Below are 13,975 nucleotides of genomic sequence, written 5' to 3' on the forward strand. Positions count from 1 at the left end.
AAGGTCTAAGAGTTTTATCAATTAACATAGAAATCTTTTATACCAAGCAGCAAATTATTCAGTGCAACAGCAGCAAGGATAAGCCCCATTACGCGGCTGATGATGGCTGCGCCTACGTTACCAATCACTTTTTGAATCGTGTTTGCACCCAGTAACAAGAATAGGGTAACCAGAAGTACCGCAATCATGACGCCTGCGGTCATAGCTTGGTCGATGAAAGAGTAGCGGTTGTTATCGGTGAGCATCACGATGGCCATCATTGCACCCGGCGATGCAATCGAAGGGATCGCAAGAGGGTAAACGGCTAAGTCAGCGAGATCGGAGTGGCTGACTTCTTCGCCCAGTTTTTGTTCTTGTTCTGGCTTGCTCTCACCAAAAATCATCGACAATGCAAACAACAATAACACTAAGCCTCCAGCGGCTTGGAACGCGGGTAATGGGATTTGCATTGCTTCCAGCAACAACTGACCGGCAATAAGAAAGAACAGCAACACACCCATTGAAATGGCGATGGCTTTTAATGCGACGAGCCGACGCTGTTTTGCCGTGAGGTGCTGAGTTTGTGATAGATAAACGGGTACTGAACCAATCGGGTCGATGACGGCCCAGAGTACGACGAATTGAGTGACGAGAATACTTAGCAAAGTATGACCTCCCAGAGTTAGCGGTTTAACAGAGGGATGAAAAGGCTGTGTGTGACAGCCTGTTTATTTTAACGTCTGTTGTTCTTTTTGCGTCATATAAATGTGAATTAGATATATTTACTAACACATTACTGCTCGGGTTCCATTTGCTGCAGTAGGATGACGGCTTGAGTTCGGTTCTTCACGCCCAGTTTGCGGAAAATTGCGGTCATGTGGGCTTTGATGGTGGCCTCTGAGACATTGAGCTCGTAAGCGATTTGTTTGTTGAGTAAGCCATCGGAAAGCATACCCAGCACTTTGTATTGCTGAGGGGTAAGTGCGGCAATTTTCTCTGCCAAGTCATTACAGGCTGCGTTATTGGTGATTAAGCCTTCTGGGAAGTATGGGTCGCCGTTGAGGACTTGGTTAAGGGCATTGACGAGCTCGCGCATGTCGCTCGATTTTGGAATAAAGCCGAACGCACCGTGACTCTTCACTTGTGTGACCACACTAGGCTCTTCGCTGGCAGATACCACCACCACAGGAAGATCTGGGTATTCAGCACGAAGGTGAATCAAGCCCGACATGCCATTGGCGCCCGGCATCTTGAGATCTAACAACACCAAATCTGGCTCTTCTTCTTTTTCCAGCAACGCGAGTAGAGCGTCCAGCGTATCCGCTTCGAGAAGGTTGGCACCACTCACAGCCATGTGTACCGATTGGAACAAGGCATTGCGGAACAGCGGATGATCATCAGCGATGATAATGGTGTAGGTCGAATCCATGACGTTAAACACTTTTGACTATTTCGTTAATGGAATTATTGTCCACCTTTAAGAAGGTGGACAATATTTATCCGCTAAAAGTCTGAACTAAATCGACTTTTATTAGAAAAATTGCATATAAACGCAACTTTCTTGGTTTTATTAAGACAACAAAAAACGCCAGTGAAAAATCACTGGCGTTTGAAAGATTCATCATCAGAATCGGTTGATATGCTCTAAGAAAGGCTCGGCTTGCATAAAGCCCGTCAAACGAGCGTTTGAAACATGTTCGCCATTGCCATCCCAGAACTCAATCGTTGGTAAACCAAGGACATTCATATGCTTAAGCAGCTCGATGTCTTGCACTTGGTTCTTAGTTACGTCCGCTTGCAGAAGAACGAAGTCTTGCAGTTTGGCTTCGACGCTTGGGTCATGGAAGGTGTACTTCTCGAACTCTTTACATGCTACGCACCAGTCGGCGTAGAAATCAAGCATCACTGGTTTGCCGGCTTGTTTCGCCTGAGCAAGTGCAGCCTCAAGCTCAGCCACGTTAGCGATACGGGTAAAGCTCACGGTTGCTTGCTGAGTTTGTGTAGTGGTATTACCGCCAAACCAGTAGTTCAGTGCTGGTTGAGCAGAAGCAAACAACCCAAGCACGGCAATGATGCCTACTGCACTTTGCTTCCAACCGCCAAATTCTAGGCTGTTTTTGATGTGGTATAGCCAACCAAAAGCCGCGATACCCAGTGCTGACCACAATGCCGTTGCCCACATTTCTGGCATGATACGCTCAAGTAAGAAGATAGGCGCGGCCAAAAGAATGAAGCCGAACAGCGTCTTAACGCGATCCATCCAACCGCCTGCTTTCGGCAGAAGTTTGTTGCCGAATACAGCAACAAGAATGAGTGGAATACCCATACCCATCGCCAGTGCATAAAGCGCGATACCACCCGTCAGTAAGTCACCGCTTTGTGCAACGTAAAGTAGCGCACCAGACAGAGGCGCAGTGGTACATGGTGAGCACACCAGACCAGAAATCGCACCCATCGCGAATACGCCTGCGCTGCTTCCGCCTTGTTGTTTGTTGCTGAGGTTGTTTAACCACGTTTGCACGCCACTTGGCAGTTGCAGGTTATAAACGCCAAACATAGACAGTGCGAGCGTCACGAACAGAACACTCAAACCAATCAACACATAAGGATGTTGCATCGCTGCTTGGAATTGCATGCCCGCAGACGCCACCACAAGGCCGAGTAAGGTATAAGTCAGTGCCATGCCTTGTACGTAGACAAACGACAAACCTAGTGCGCGGCGTTGGCTCAGTTTGCCACTGCCAAGCACGATGCTGGTCAAAATTGGGTACATAGGTAGCACACAAGGCGTAAACGCCAAGCCCACACCAAGCGCCAAGAACAGAAGTGGCGTCCACCAGTTATCAGCTAGGTTTGCGGCAAGGCTATCTTGCTGTGTTACTGGAGCCGATGATGTGTCGCCAGACGTAGATGATTGCGCCGCTGGTGGCGTTACCGTTGGTGCTTGCTCTGCTTTTGGTGCAGTCGTCGCCGCTGTTGAAGCTGAGTTCGATGAAGTAAACGCGCTGATAGGAATCACGCGAGTTTCTGGTGGGTAACAGAAGCCTGCTTTCGCACAACCTTGGTATTGCACTACCACGCGTGCTCCATCTTGCCAATCATGCATTGGGACGTTAACGAACAGAGGCTGAGTGTAGATATGTACGTCACCAAAGAATTCATCTTTATGCGGCGTTCCGTCTTCCATTTGCAGTTCGCCTAGCGATACTTTCTCACCCGCTACCGATAGGCGTTCTTGATACAGGTAATAACCATCGCGTACTTGCCAGTCCAGCATCAGTTTGCCGTCTTGTTGGTAGTAGTTGAATGGGAAAGCCTGATCGACAGACACAAAGGTATCGTTGCTGCTGCCAAAGGTGTTTTGGGTATTGCCTAACTGGTCATTGCCAAACAGCGCAAAAGAAGGCGCAGAAAAGGTAATAAGCCCTAAGAGTAAGACGGAAAATAATGCACGCATAAAAGGATCAATTCATCTTAGATAGTTGCCGTTAGTGTAACTCAATCAGACCTGCTGGCTAGCCAATAAGTTTCATGGAAGTGAAGATTTGTTAAGCGCTATCCAATGCGACAGGCAATAAAAAAGGGAGCCGAAGCTCCCCGAGTAAGACTCTGTTTCTACTAGATCAGTAGACCACCGAATGCGAAGCCAAGTGCTACTGCAGAAGCGATGGTAGCCACACCTGGTACGAAGAATGGGTGGTTGAATACGTACTTACCGATACGAGTTGAACCCGTGTCGTCCATCTCAACCGCTGCTAGAAGCGTTGGGTAAGTTGGAAGTACGAATAGCGCACTTACTGCTGCGAAAGACGCAACCGCAGTAAGAGGTGCCACACCGATTGCTAGTGCTGCTGGCATAAGCGCAACGGTAGTTGCACCTTGCGAGTAAAGCAGCATTGAAGCGAAGAATAGAACAAGTGCTAGCATCCATGGGTAGTCTGCTAGTAACGCACCAGCCACTTCTTTGATGCCGTCAACGTGCGCGTTAACGAACGTAGAACCTAGCCATGCCACACCAAGAACACACACACACGCTGTCATACCAGAGCGGAATGTTGCTGCTGCTGGGATTTTGCCAGCGTCGATTTTACAGCTCATTACGATAGCTGCCGCAGCTGCTAGCATTACCGTCATGATAGCTTCGTTACGACCTAGCGCAGGGTTCTCGATAAGGCCAACAGAGCCAGAGATTGCAGCTGCGTAACACACTACGAATGCGATAGCGCCTAGGAAGATGAAGGTTGCTTTCTTCGCTGTTGGCAGGATTTCGCGCTTAGATTCTGTGTTTAGCTTGATCAGGCCTTTTGCTAGACGGTCTTGGTATTCAGGATCGTCTTTAAGCTCGCTACCCATGAAGTTCGCTACGAATGCACCGATCATACAAGCGATGAACGTTGTTGGGATACAGATTGCTAGTAGCGTTAGGTAATCAACACCAAATGGGTGAAGCATTGCTGCGAACGCTACAACAGCCGCAGAGATTGGCGACGCTGTGATAGCGATTTGCGATGCTACTACCGCGATAGACAGTGGACGAGAAGGACGAACACCTTGGCCTTTCGCTACTTCTGCAATAACAGGAAGTGTTGAGAATGCCGTGTGACCAGTACCCGCAAGTAGTGTCATTAGGAATGTCACGATAGGTGCGTAAAAGGTGATGCGTTCGGGATGTTTACGCAAAAAGTCTTCCGCAACCTGAACCATCCAGTCCAAACCACCCGCTACCTGCATTGCAGCGATAGCAGTAATTACAGACATGATGATCAGTATTACATCGACAGGGATGAAAGACTGGCTTGTCGGGACACCTAGGATTAAAGACAATGCAATTACCCCAGCACCACCGGCAAAACCAATGCCGATACCACCGATTCTTGCCCCCAAATAAATGAAGAGCAGAACCACGAAGAGTTCGACCATTACCATATTGATACCTCTTTTAGTTTTTAATGATTCTGATTTTTTGAGCACTCAGGAACAGGAGTAAGTGTTCAGAAAATCAGAACCCGAGCGGCTTACGGCAATAAAAAGCGCATAAAAATTGTGGTTAACCGTATTCGAGCCTAAAAAAGGGCCCCATTAGGGACCCCTTTCACATGCGATTACTCGTAGCGTTTCGCTTTATAAGTCGGATGCATGAAGTTTTCAACCGATAAGATGTCATCTAGCTCTTCTTCAGTTAATAAACCGCGTTCTAGAACTACATCACGTACACTCTTACCTGTTTCTGCACAGATCTTACCAACGATATCGCCTTCGTGGTGGCCGATGTATGGGTTTAGGTAAGTTACGATACCGATAGAGTTGTAAACGTAGTTTTCGCAAACTTCTTTGTTCACAGTGATGCCATCGATACATTTATCGCGTAGGTTCACACACGCGTTGTGTAGTAGAGAGATAGACTCAAATACGCTTTGTGCGATAACTGGTTCCATTACGTTTAGCTGTAGCTGACCGCCTTCTGCTGCGAAAGAAACCGTGTTGTCGTTACCTAGAACTTTGAAGCAAACTTGGTTTACTACTTCTGGGATAACTGGGTTTACTTTAGCTGGCATGATTGAAGAGCCTGCTTGCATTTCTGGTAGGTTCAGTTCGTTAAGACCTGCACGTGGACCAGAAGAAAGTAGACGAAGGTCGTTACAGATCTTCGACAGTTTCACTGCGAGACGTTTCAGCGCACCGTGCGTCATTACGTAAGCACCACAGTCAGAAGTTGCTTCGATTAGGTCTTCTGCTGCAACCACTTCAACGCCAGTTACTTCTGCTAGGTGTTTTACTGCTAGCGCTTGGTAACCTGTTGGTGCGTTTAGACCAGTACCGATTGCTGTTGCACCTAGGTTGATTTCTAGTAGTAGCTTAGACGTGTAATCTAGAGCACGAATTTCTTCGTTTAGTGTTACTGCCCATGCGTGGAACTCTTGACCCACAGTCATAGGAACCGCATCTTGTAGCTGAGTACGACCCATCTTCAAGATGTCTTTGAATTCTTGTGCTTTAAGCTCGAATGCGCCTTTAAGGTATTCGATCGCTTCCATCAACTGATGAACACTGTTGTAAACCGCGATACGGAAACCTGTTGGGTACGCACAGTTTGTTGATTGGCTCTTGTTTACGTGATCGTTCGGGTTGATGAACTCATATTGGCCTTTTTCCTTGCCCATCAGTTCAAGTGCAACGTTCGCGATAACTTCGTTAGTGTTCATGTTCACTGACGTGCCTGCACCGCCTTGGAATACGTCTGAAGGGAACTGATCCATGCACTTACCTGTTTCAAGGATCAAATCACACGCTTCTAGGATGTAGTTAGCAACGTCTTTTGGAATTGCGCCTAGCTCTTTGTTTGCTAGTGCAGCGGCTTTCTTAGTCATTACCATGCCACGTACAAATTCAGGTACGTCAGAGATGGTAGTGCTTGAAATGTTGAAGTTTTCGATAGCGCGAAGTGTGTGGATGCCGTAGTAAGCATCGGCAGGGACATGACGTTGGCCTAATAGATCTTCTTCAATACGAGTGGCTTGGTTTGCTGTCTTTGGAGCATCAGATAGTGTAGCCATAACAGGATCCTTAGATAATAATTCTGATATTTAAGTTATTTATTAGCCATTTCTGCAATCTAGAATCCATTCATCAGAGTTTTTGGCTGGAAAAACCGTCCTGACTTATGTGGCACATCATACTGCACCTAGCGCATAAAAATAGTAAGTGGATCACCTTTTTCGCTTTTGATGCGTCAATATTTTGCAAAGTATGAACGGGATATTAATAACCCTTTATGGGTAGGCGGTTTTCCTCGACAAACATGGATATTAAGAGTCCGAAAATAGCACTTTTCAACGACCAATTTTTGTATATGCACCTTTATTCAAAGGGCGTTTTTTGCACAACGCATTCTCCCTAGTATGAACACGCTTTTTTACAACGATTCGTTTGAGCTTAGTAGGCTTTTGCCATTACACTGAAATCAACAAAGGAGGGCGTGTGTTTCCTATCTTATTATTGGCGTTTATTTTCGTCCCGATCATCGAAATCGGCTTATTTATTCAGGTGGGAGGCTTCTTAGGTCTCTGGCCTACGATTGCTTTAGTATTGATTACTGCATTTGTTGGTGCGTCTTTGGTGCGTAGCCAAGGCATCCAGACATTGATGTCAGTGCAAGGTCGCTTAGAGCAAGGTGAGCTTCCGGCTCAACAGATTTTTGAAGGTGTGATGCTGGCAGTTGCAGGTGTATTGCTGTTAACACCAGGTTTCATGACCGACGCATTGGGTATGTTGGTGTTGTTGCCAGCACCGCGAGCGGCGATTGCGAAATACCTAATGAGCAAGATGGTGGTGAAGACCATGAACGGTGGCGGCTTCCAAGGTGGCTTCTCAAATCAAGGTCCATTTGAGCAAGACCCATTCCGTCGTGACCCATTTGATTCTCAATCGGATAACGGCAACACCTTCGAAGGTGAATATGAGCGTAAAGACGACAATGATCGTAACAAGCTCAACTGATTCAATCGGTAAGTAAGAAAAGCAAAAGGGCGCATTCAGCGCCCTTTTTAGTATCTGTCATTTGCAGTGCTTACAACGCGCCTTCAAAGCCCATTTGACGCCATGCTTCAAATGCAATAATCGCAACGGCGTTAGAAAGGTTCAGGCTGCGCGCATCCGGCATCATCGGAATGCGAATACGTTGTTCCATTGGCAGGCTATCAATTACGTCTGCTGGTAGGCCGCGTGTTTCTGGACCAAACATCAATACATCGCCTTCTTGGTACTTTGCATCGACGTGATGACCTGTGGTCTTTGTCGTACATGCAAACAGGCGGTAGTTGCCTTGTTTCTCTTTCTCTAAGTATTCCAAGAATGCTTGATAATCTTTATGACGCGTCACGCGAGCCAAATCGTGGTAATCCAAACCTGCGCGGCGGACTTTCTTCTCTTCTAGATCGAAACCCAGTGGCTCAATCAGGTGGAGATTCGCACCACAGTTAGCACACAGGCGAATGATGTTGCCGGTGTTCGGCGCGATTTCTGGTTCGTATAGAGCGATATCAAACATGGTATTGAATTAGATTGGTCAAAACAGGCGAGCAGTATATACCCAAGTCACCATGAGAAGCGAGATTCAACACAATGACGGGTTATAGAAGAGGACAACCACTTCAGTGTGTTGCCCTCATTTCGATAAATTAACTTAGAGCGCGAGCGTAGTTCTCTTCCACTGCGCGCCAGTTGACGACATTCCACCAGGCGTCGATGTACTCAGGGCGACGGTTTTGGTAGCTGATGTAGTAGGCGTGCTCCCAAACATCCAATGCTAGAACGGGTTCGCCTTGTACTGCGGCAACGTCCATAAGAGGGTTGTCTTGGTTGCTGGTGGAGGTAATGTGAATCTCACCATCTTTTACGACTAGCCAAGCAAAGCCTGAGCCGAAGGTATTGATAGCCGCTTGGGCAAATTCGTCTTTGAATTTATCGAAGTCACCAAACTTGTCGTTGATGGCTTGAGCTAGTGCTCCTTGAGGCTCACCGCCACCATCTGGTGACATGCAGTTCCAGTAAATGATGTGATTGTAGTAACCGCCACCATTGTTACGGATAGCTGGGCTGTGTTGAGAAATGCTAGCGAAGATGTCATCGAGGCTCTGGGTCTCGAGAGCGCTGCCTTTGGCGGCAGCCATGAATTTATCGTAATAGGTTTTGTGGTGTTTGCTGTAGTGAACTTCCATGGTTTTCGCATCGATGTAAGGCTCTAACGCATCGTAGCTGTACGGAAGCTCTGGGAAAATGTGCGACATTGTAAATCCTCCTTAATGGAGGATTTACTTTAATGTTAATGAAAATCATTATCAACTTTGATCTTTGTGGGGTTATTTCGCCTCACTGATCAACGGCAGGGTGATGGTGACGCGTAAACCACCCAATGGGCTGCGACTTGCGATAATCGAACCACTGTGCTGACGAATCGCACTTTCGGTGATGGTTAAGCCCAACCCTGTACCACCAGAATGGCGATCGCGCGCGGTCGACACACGATAGAACGGACGGAAAATCGCTTCCAACTCTTCCTCTGGTACGCCTTCTCCGTTGTCATCCACCACAATGCGTAGCGTATCGAATGAATCCTGAATGTTGATTTTCACTTCGTCTTTGCCGTAGTAAATTGCGTTGCGGATGATGTTCTCTACCGCACTCATCAACAGTTTTGGGTTACCCGAGATACTGCGCTCTGGCACAGCAGAGTAGCTAAGCGTTTTACCCATCTGCTCGGCTTCGAACTGTGCGTCTTTAATGATCTCTTCCCATAAGCTGGCAATCGGCTGGGTTTCACGCGTCATGTGACTGTTCACTTGCATGCGTGATAGCTCAAGCAGCTCGGCAATCATCTGTTCTAAGCGCTGGGCTTCGGTATCAATACGAGTCAGCTCTGGGCTTTCACCTTGCTTACGAGTCGCCAACGCACTTGCCATACGCAGGCGAGTGAGTGGAGAGCGCAGCTCGTGAGAAATATCCGAGAGTAAACGCTGCTGACCAGAAATCATTTGATTCACCGCCTCAACCATTTGGTTAAAGCTGGTACCTGCTTGGCGAAACTCGGTGGTGCCTTTTTCCAGATTCGGGTCGATGACAAACTCACCTTTGGCCACACGCTGTGCCGCGGTTTCCAGTCGACGGGCCGGTTGGCTCAATGCCCATGCGAGCCACAGCAGTAGCGGTGTACTCACCAACATAACGGCGAGCAGCAATTGCAATGGGTGATCAAACAGGCGTAACATGATCGGCGGCGGCTCATTCCATTTAAAACCCACATACATTAGTAAGTCAGAGTTGGCGATCTTGATCGGCACTGGGCCTGCGATCATGTAGCGGCCGTAGAGTTTTTGTTTAGGCTGCGACTGATCTTCAATGCTGGTGACAAAGTTTTGCAGCGCACGCAGTTTGAAGTCTTTGTGGCTCGATGTGGTTAAGACATTGCCTTCGTGATCAGAAAAGAAGATACGCGGACGCGGATCATGCTTGCTGCGTCGCTGACCTTCGATGCTGAACAAAATCTTGCCGAGGTTATCTTGCTTGCGATACTTCTTCTCAATGCCGTCACGTATGTCAATCATACGCTGATAGTGGTCTTGTGGGATGTCACGTGCTTTCCGGGGGTCAAGGTGTGGCAATGACAGCACTGCCATCAGAACCAAGAACATGGTGAACCAAAAGATGGCAAAGATGCGTCCATACAAGCTGTTTATCTTCGGCAGTTTGAAGCGTGGTGCTCGCATTAATCCTCCTCAATCAACATGTAGCCGCGCCCTCGTAGGGTTTTAATACGTGGCTTACCGTTGCTTTGGTCTGGTAATTTTTTACGTAGGTTGGATACGTGCATATCGATCGCACGGTCAAAGGCTGCAAGGCGCTTACCAAGCACATCAAGGCTGAGGGTTTCTTTCGTCAGTACTTGGCCTGGGTTCTGCACAAAGTGCGTTAACAGCGCAAACTCGGTCGTGGTTAAATCCAGTAAGGCTTCTTCACAGTACGCTTCTTGTTTGCCTGGGTAGAGTTTGATTTCTCGATACTCAATGCAATCGCTGTTCTTGGTGTTCTTTTGGGTACTGCTGGTGCGGCGTAAGATGGCTCGAATACGCGCTAACAGTTCACGGTCGCTAAAAGGCTTCGGTAGGTAATCATCCGCGCCAAGCTCTAGGCCAATCACGCGATCGATCTCCTCACCTTTAGCGGTGAGCATCAATACTGGTGTCTCCCAGTTTTCACGCAGGCGTTTTAGGGTCTCCATTCCATTGAGTTTTGGCATCATGACGTCAAGCAGTACAAGATCGATCTCACTGTTAATAGCCAATAAGCCTGCTTCACCATCATTGGCTTCACTGACTTCGTACCCTTCAAAGCTCAGCACTTCTTTAAGTAGGCTGGTTAGCTCTGTGTCGTCATCAATCAAAAGAATGTTCGCCATTTGAATACCTATTTATCATCGTGGTTGCTTTAATATTACATGGTAATGACGAGGAGGAATGAGTGTAAAAATCACTCTTTACGATTCTTTACGGTCTCTATACGTCGCTTTACCTAGTAGGTCGTATTCTACACTCAAGCGCTGTGAGAACAGCTCAGAAGAATCACTAACCTGTGTAAGGAATCTCATTATGAAAACTGCAAAGAAATTAGTACTAGCGGCTGTTGTTCTACCTCTAACTCTAGGTACAGCGAGTGCATTCGCATTCGGCGGTAAAGACCACAAAGGTCATCGCGGTGAGTGTGGTATGGGTATGGACCGCGGCATCATGCGTCAACTAGACCTAACTGATGCACAAAAAGACCAGCTAAAAGAAATGCGTGAAGCGAATAAAGCAGAAATGAAAGCAAAATTCGCCGACGGTCACGAAGCTCGTATGGCTGAGCGTCAAACACACCACGACAAAGTACAAGCGCTACTATTGGCGGATAACTTCGACGAAGCAGCAGCAAACGACCTAGCGAAAGAAATGGTTGAGAAGCAGACTGAACGTCGCGTTAAGATGATGGAGAAAAAACACCAAATGCTGAGTGTTCTGACTCCTGAGCAAAAAACAAAATTTGTTGAGCTACAAAAAGAGCGTCAACAGAAGTGTGGCGAAAAAATGCAAAAACGCATGGAAAAGCACCACAACAGCTAATCGCTGAAAGATAAAGTGAAAGAGGTAGCCAGAGTGCTGCCTCTTTTTGATCTTGGCGATTTCATACTCATTACATCATTCTCAAGGTATACTCAAAGCACGGTTTGAGTTAACTATTTGATTATGAAACAGCAATACGCACGTTTAGTGACGATGGCTGCTTGGACGGCAACCATCGTGGCTACGCTTCTTTTGATTGTCAAAGTCATCACTTGGTGGGTGACGGGCTCTGTCAGCTTACTTGCCTCTTTAATTGACTCCATGTTGGATATTGCCGCATCGGTAGTGAACCTTATTGTGGTGCGCTACTCCCTGCAACCGGCTGACAGAGAACACACTTTTGGGCACGGCAAAGCCGAATCTTTGGCCGCGTTGGCACAAGCGATGTTTATCTCCGGTTCTGCGGTATTTTTGATCCTAAACGGTATCGACCGTTTCTTCCGTCCACATGAATTGAATGCTCCTGAACTGGGTGTATACGTCTCTCTATTTGCTATGGTCTTGACCTTTGGACTTGTGGTGTTCCAAAAACATGTCGTGCGAGTGACAGGCAGTCAGGCGATTGCCGCTGACTCATTGCATTACCAAACTGACCTTTATATGAACGGTGCCATTATGGTGGCGCTAGGCTTGAGTTATTTTGGTGTCACCCAAGCCGATGCGGTGTTTGCGATTGGTATTGGTATCTTTATTTTGTACAGCGCGTTCAAGATGGTCAGCGAAGCGATTCAGACATTGCTTGATAGAAAGCTACCTGATGAAGAGCTAGAGCAAATTCGCCAAGAGTGTTTGAAGGTCGAAGGCGTCTTAGGTGTACATCAGCTTCGTACTCGCATGTCTGGCCCTACGCGTTTTATCCAATTGCATTTAGAATTGGATGATAACTTGCGTTTGATCGAAGCTCACCACATTGCTGACAAAGTGGAAGATAATCTACTTGAGTTGTTCCCAGAAGCGGATGTATTGATCCATCAGGATCCGTTGTCGGTGATGTTCGGCCCAGAGAAAGAGCAAAAAGCACAAGATTGGTAGCGGTCGAAAAATCAGACCAAGCGTGACGACAAATAGACGCTTATTGACTATCTTTCCATCACTACTTGCTAAGAATCGTGATCCTGATGTGAATCAACGAAGTTGCAAAGAGAAACTGTAATACTCTTACATAAGTAGAAAAGTTACATAAAAAAGTGTGTTTTCATTGGTATTCCTGTAGAGGAAATGTAACATAACGCACAGTTCTGGATTATGCAGGTTGCTTGGTAACAAGGGGCCTAAAAGAAAATTAAATAAATTGATTGCCAAAGATCGAGGGTGAGCATGATTAAGAAGATCGGTGTTTTAACAAGTGGCGGTGACGCACCTGGTATGAACGCTGCAGTACGCGGCGTAGTTCGTACAGCACTATCTGAGGGATTGGAAGTTTACGGTGTTTACGATGGCTACCTAGGTCTTTACGAAGACCGCATCGCAAAGCTAGATCGTTCTAGCGTTTCTGATGTGATCAACAAGGGTGGTACATTCCTAGGCTCTGCACGTTTCCCTGAATTCAAGGAAGTGGCAGTACGCGAACAAGCGATTGAGAACCTTAAAAAGCACGGTATCGATGCACTAGTTGTTATCGGTGGTGACGGTTCTTACATGGGTGCTAAGAAACTGACTGAAATGGGTTACCCATGTATCGGTCTACCAGGCACAATCGATAACGACATCGCGGGTACGGATTACACAATCGGTTACCTAACTGCACTAAACACAGTTATCGATGCAATCGACCGTCTACGTGACACGTCTTCTTCTCACCAGCGTATTTCTATCGTAGAAATCATGGGTCGTCACTGTGGTGACCTAACTCTGATGTCTGCAATCGCAGGTGGTTGTGAGTACATCATCACTCCAGAAACTGGTCTAGATAAAGAGAAGCTAATCAGCAACATCCAAGATGGCATCTCTAAAGGTAAGAAACACGCAATCATCGCGCTAACTGAGCTGATGATGGATGCAAACGAACTAGCGAAAGAGATCGAAGCGGCAACAGGTCGTGAAACTCGCGCAACGGTTCTTGGTCACATCCAACGTGGTGGTCGTCCAACAGCATTCGACCGTGTTCTAGCATCTCGCATGGGTAACTACGCTGTTCACCTACTAATGGAAGGCCACGGCGGCCGTTGTGTTGGTATCGTGAAAGAGCAACTGGTTCACCACGACATCATCGATGCAATCGAGAACATGAAGCGTCCAGTACGCAACGACCTATACCAAGTTGCTGAAGAGCTATTCTAAGCCAGCTTGATAAAGTCAAAATCAAAAAAACCGCGGCTATCCGCGGTTTTTTATTATCTGAAATT

13 protein-coding genes are annotated in these 13,975 nt (G+C 47.1%); 4 read left to right on the forward strand and 9 right to left on the reverse strand.

The window, feature by feature from the left end:
- Window positions 1-17 precede the first annotated feature (17 nt).
- The 5 genes from KJB05_RS01265 to aspA all read right to left on the reverse strand — a co-directional run bounded on the left by KJB05_RS01265 (window position 18) and on the right by aspA (window position 6,533).
- Entirely contained in the window at window positions 18-644 is a 627-nt protein-coding gene (locus tag KJB05_RS01265) for a MarC family protein (RefSeq protein WP_005440423.1), read from the reverse strand.
- Between the two features lie 128 nt (window positions 645-772).
- Window positions 773-1,408: a response regulator transcription factor gene (locus KJB05_RS01270; RefSeq protein WP_005440424.1), complete on the reverse strand. Its 636-nt coding sequence runs from the start codon at window positions 1,406-1,408 to the stop codon at window positions 773-775.
- A 195-nt stretch (window positions 1,409-1,603) separates the two neighbouring features.
- Window positions 1,604-3,436 (reverse strand): protein-disulfide reductase DsbD, encoded by a 1,833-nt coding sequence (locus tag KJB05_RS01275; protein WP_208444905.1) that lies wholly within the window; start codon window positions 3,434-3,436, stop codon window positions 1,604-1,606.
- A 161-nt stretch (window positions 3,437-3,597) separates the two neighbouring features.
- On the reverse strand, window positions 3,598-4,905 hold the full coding sequence (locus tag KJB05_RS01280) for an anaerobic C4-dicarboxylate transporter (RefSeq protein WP_005440434.1): 1,308 nt from the start codon (window positions 4,903-4,905) through the stop codon (window positions 3,598-3,600).
- Between the two features lie 176 nt (window positions 4,906-5,081).
- Window positions 5,082-6,533 carry an aspartate ammonia-lyase gene (gene aspA, locus KJB05_RS01285; RefSeq protein WP_005440436.1) on the reverse strand — a complete coding sequence of 484 codons (1,452 nt, stop codon included), beginning with the start codon at window positions 6,531-6,533 and terminating at the stop codon, window positions 5,082-5,084.
- Between the two features lie 424 nt (window positions 6,534-6,957).
- Between aspA and KJB05_RS01290 the strand changes: the two genes are divergently transcribed.
- The gene (locus KJB05_RS01290) at window positions 6,958-7,476 is read left to right on the forward strand and encodes an FxsA family protein (RefSeq protein WP_005448278.1); all 519 of its coding nucleotides are present in this window, start codon (window positions 6,958-6,960) and stop codon (window positions 7,474-7,476) included.
- A 70-nt stretch (window positions 7,477-7,546) separates the two neighbouring features.
- On the opposite strand, the gene trmL is transcribed toward KJB05_RS01290, so the two are convergent.
- The 4 genes from trmL to KJB05_RS01310 form a co-directional block, all read right to left on the reverse strand.
- Entirely contained in the window at window positions 7,547-8,026 is a 480-nt protein-coding gene (gene trmL / locus KJB05_RS01295; RefSeq protein WP_005440442.1) for a tRNA (uridine(34)/cytosine(34)/5-carboxymethylaminomethyluridine(34)-2'-O)-methyltransferase TrmL, read from the reverse strand.
- 130 nt (window positions 8,027-8,156) lie between these two features.
- On the reverse strand, window positions 8,157-8,765 hold the full coding sequence (locus tag KJB05_RS01300) for a superoxide dismutase (RefSeq protein ID WP_208444906.1): 609 nt from the start codon (window positions 8,763-8,765) through the stop codon (window positions 8,157-8,159).
- Between the two features lie 72 nt (window positions 8,766-8,837).
- Window positions 8,838-10,241: an envelope stress sensor histidine kinase CpxA gene (gene cpxA / locus KJB05_RS01305; protein ID WP_005440446.1), complete on the reverse strand. Its 1,404-nt coding sequence runs from the start codon at window positions 10,239-10,241 to the stop codon at window positions 8,838-8,840.
- Window positions 10,241-10,930: a response regulator gene (locus tag KJB05_RS01310; RefSeq protein WP_005440448.1), complete on the reverse strand. Its 690-nt coding sequence runs from the start codon at window positions 10,928-10,930 to the stop codon at window positions 10,241-10,243. The genes cpxA and KJB05_RS01310 overlap by 1 nt, the downstream gene beginning before the upstream one ends.
- 190 nt (window positions 10,931-11,120) lie before the next feature.
- On the opposite strand from KJB05_RS01310, the gene KJB05_RS01315 reads away from it, so the two are divergent.
- From KJB05_RS01315 to pfkA, 3 genes are all read left to right on the forward strand, one after another.
- Window positions 11,121-11,630 carry a CpxP family protein gene (locus KJB05_RS01315; protein WP_208444907.1) on the forward strand — a complete coding sequence of 170 codons (510 nt, stop codon included), beginning with the start codon at window positions 11,121-11,123 and terminating at the stop codon, window positions 11,628-11,630.
- Between the two features lie 123 nt (window positions 11,631-11,753).
- Window positions 11,754-12,662 (forward strand): CDF family cation-efflux transporter FieF, encoded by a 909-nt coding sequence (fieF, locus tag KJB05_RS01320; RefSeq protein WP_208444908.1) that lies wholly within the window; start codon window positions 11,754-11,756, stop codon window positions 12,660-12,662.
- A 285-nt stretch (window positions 12,663-12,947) separates the two neighbouring features.
- Window positions 12,948-13,910, forward strand: coding sequence for a 6-phosphofructokinase (gene pfkA, locus KJB05_RS01325; RefSeq protein ID WP_005440457.1), 963 nt, complete (start codon window positions 12,948-12,950; stop codon window positions 13,908-13,910).
- The last annotated feature ends 65 nt before the right edge of the window (window positions 13,911-13,975 follow it).

The sequence above is a fragment of the Vibrio sp. B1ASS3 genome (assembly GCF_905175355.1).
Classification (GTDB): domain Bacteria; phylum Pseudomonadota; class Gammaproteobacteria; order Enterobacterales; family Vibrionaceae; genus Vibrio; species Vibrio owensii.

What these genes read in the sequence shown, in the direction of transcription:
- KJB05_RS01280 (WP_005440434.1), bottom strand. Translation starts at nt 4,905, where the DNA reads ATGGTAATGGTCGAACTCTTCGTGGTTCTGCTCTTCATTTATTTGGGG.
- KJB05_RS01300 (WP_208444906.1), bottom strand. Translation starts at nt 8,765, where the DNA reads ATGTCGCACATTTTCCCAGAGCTTCCGTACAGCTACGATGCGTTAGAG.
- KJB05_RS01310 (WP_005440448.1), bottom strand. Translation starts at nt 10,930, where the DNA reads ATGGCGAACATTCTTTTGATTGATGACGACACAGAGCTAACCAGCCTA.
- cpxA (WP_005440446.1), bottom strand. Translation starts at nt 10,241, where the DNA reads ATGCGAGCACCACGCTTCAAACTGCCGAAGATAAACAGCTTGTATGGA.
- KJB05_RS01315 (WP_208444907.1), top strand. Translation starts at nt 11,121, where the DNA reads ATGAAAACTGCAAAGAAATTAGTACTAGCGGCTGTTGTTCTACCTCTA.
- KJB05_RS01275 (WP_208444905.1), bottom strand. Translation starts at nt 3,436, where the DNA reads ATGCGTGCATTATTTTCCGTCTTACTCTTAGGGCTTATTACCTTTTCT.
- pfkA (WP_005440457.1), top strand. Translation starts at nt 12,948, where the DNA reads ATGATTAAGAAGATCGGTGTTTTAACAAGTGGCGGTGACGCACCTGGT.
- aspA (WP_005440436.1), bottom strand. Translation starts at nt 6,533, where the DNA reads ATGGCTACACTATCTGATGCTCCAAAGACAGCAAACCAAGCCACTCGT.
- fieF (WP_208444908.1), top strand. Translation starts at nt 11,754, where the DNA reads ATGAAACAGCAATACGCACGTTTAGTGACGATGGCTGCTTGGACGGCA.
- KJB05_RS01270 (WP_005440424.1), bottom strand. Translation starts at nt 1,408, where the DNA reads ATGGATTCGACCTACACCATTATCATCGCTGATGATCATCCGCTGTTC.
- trmL (WP_005440442.1), bottom strand. Translation starts at nt 8,026, where the DNA reads ATGTTTGATATCGCTCTATACGAACCAGAAATCGCGCCGAACACCGGC.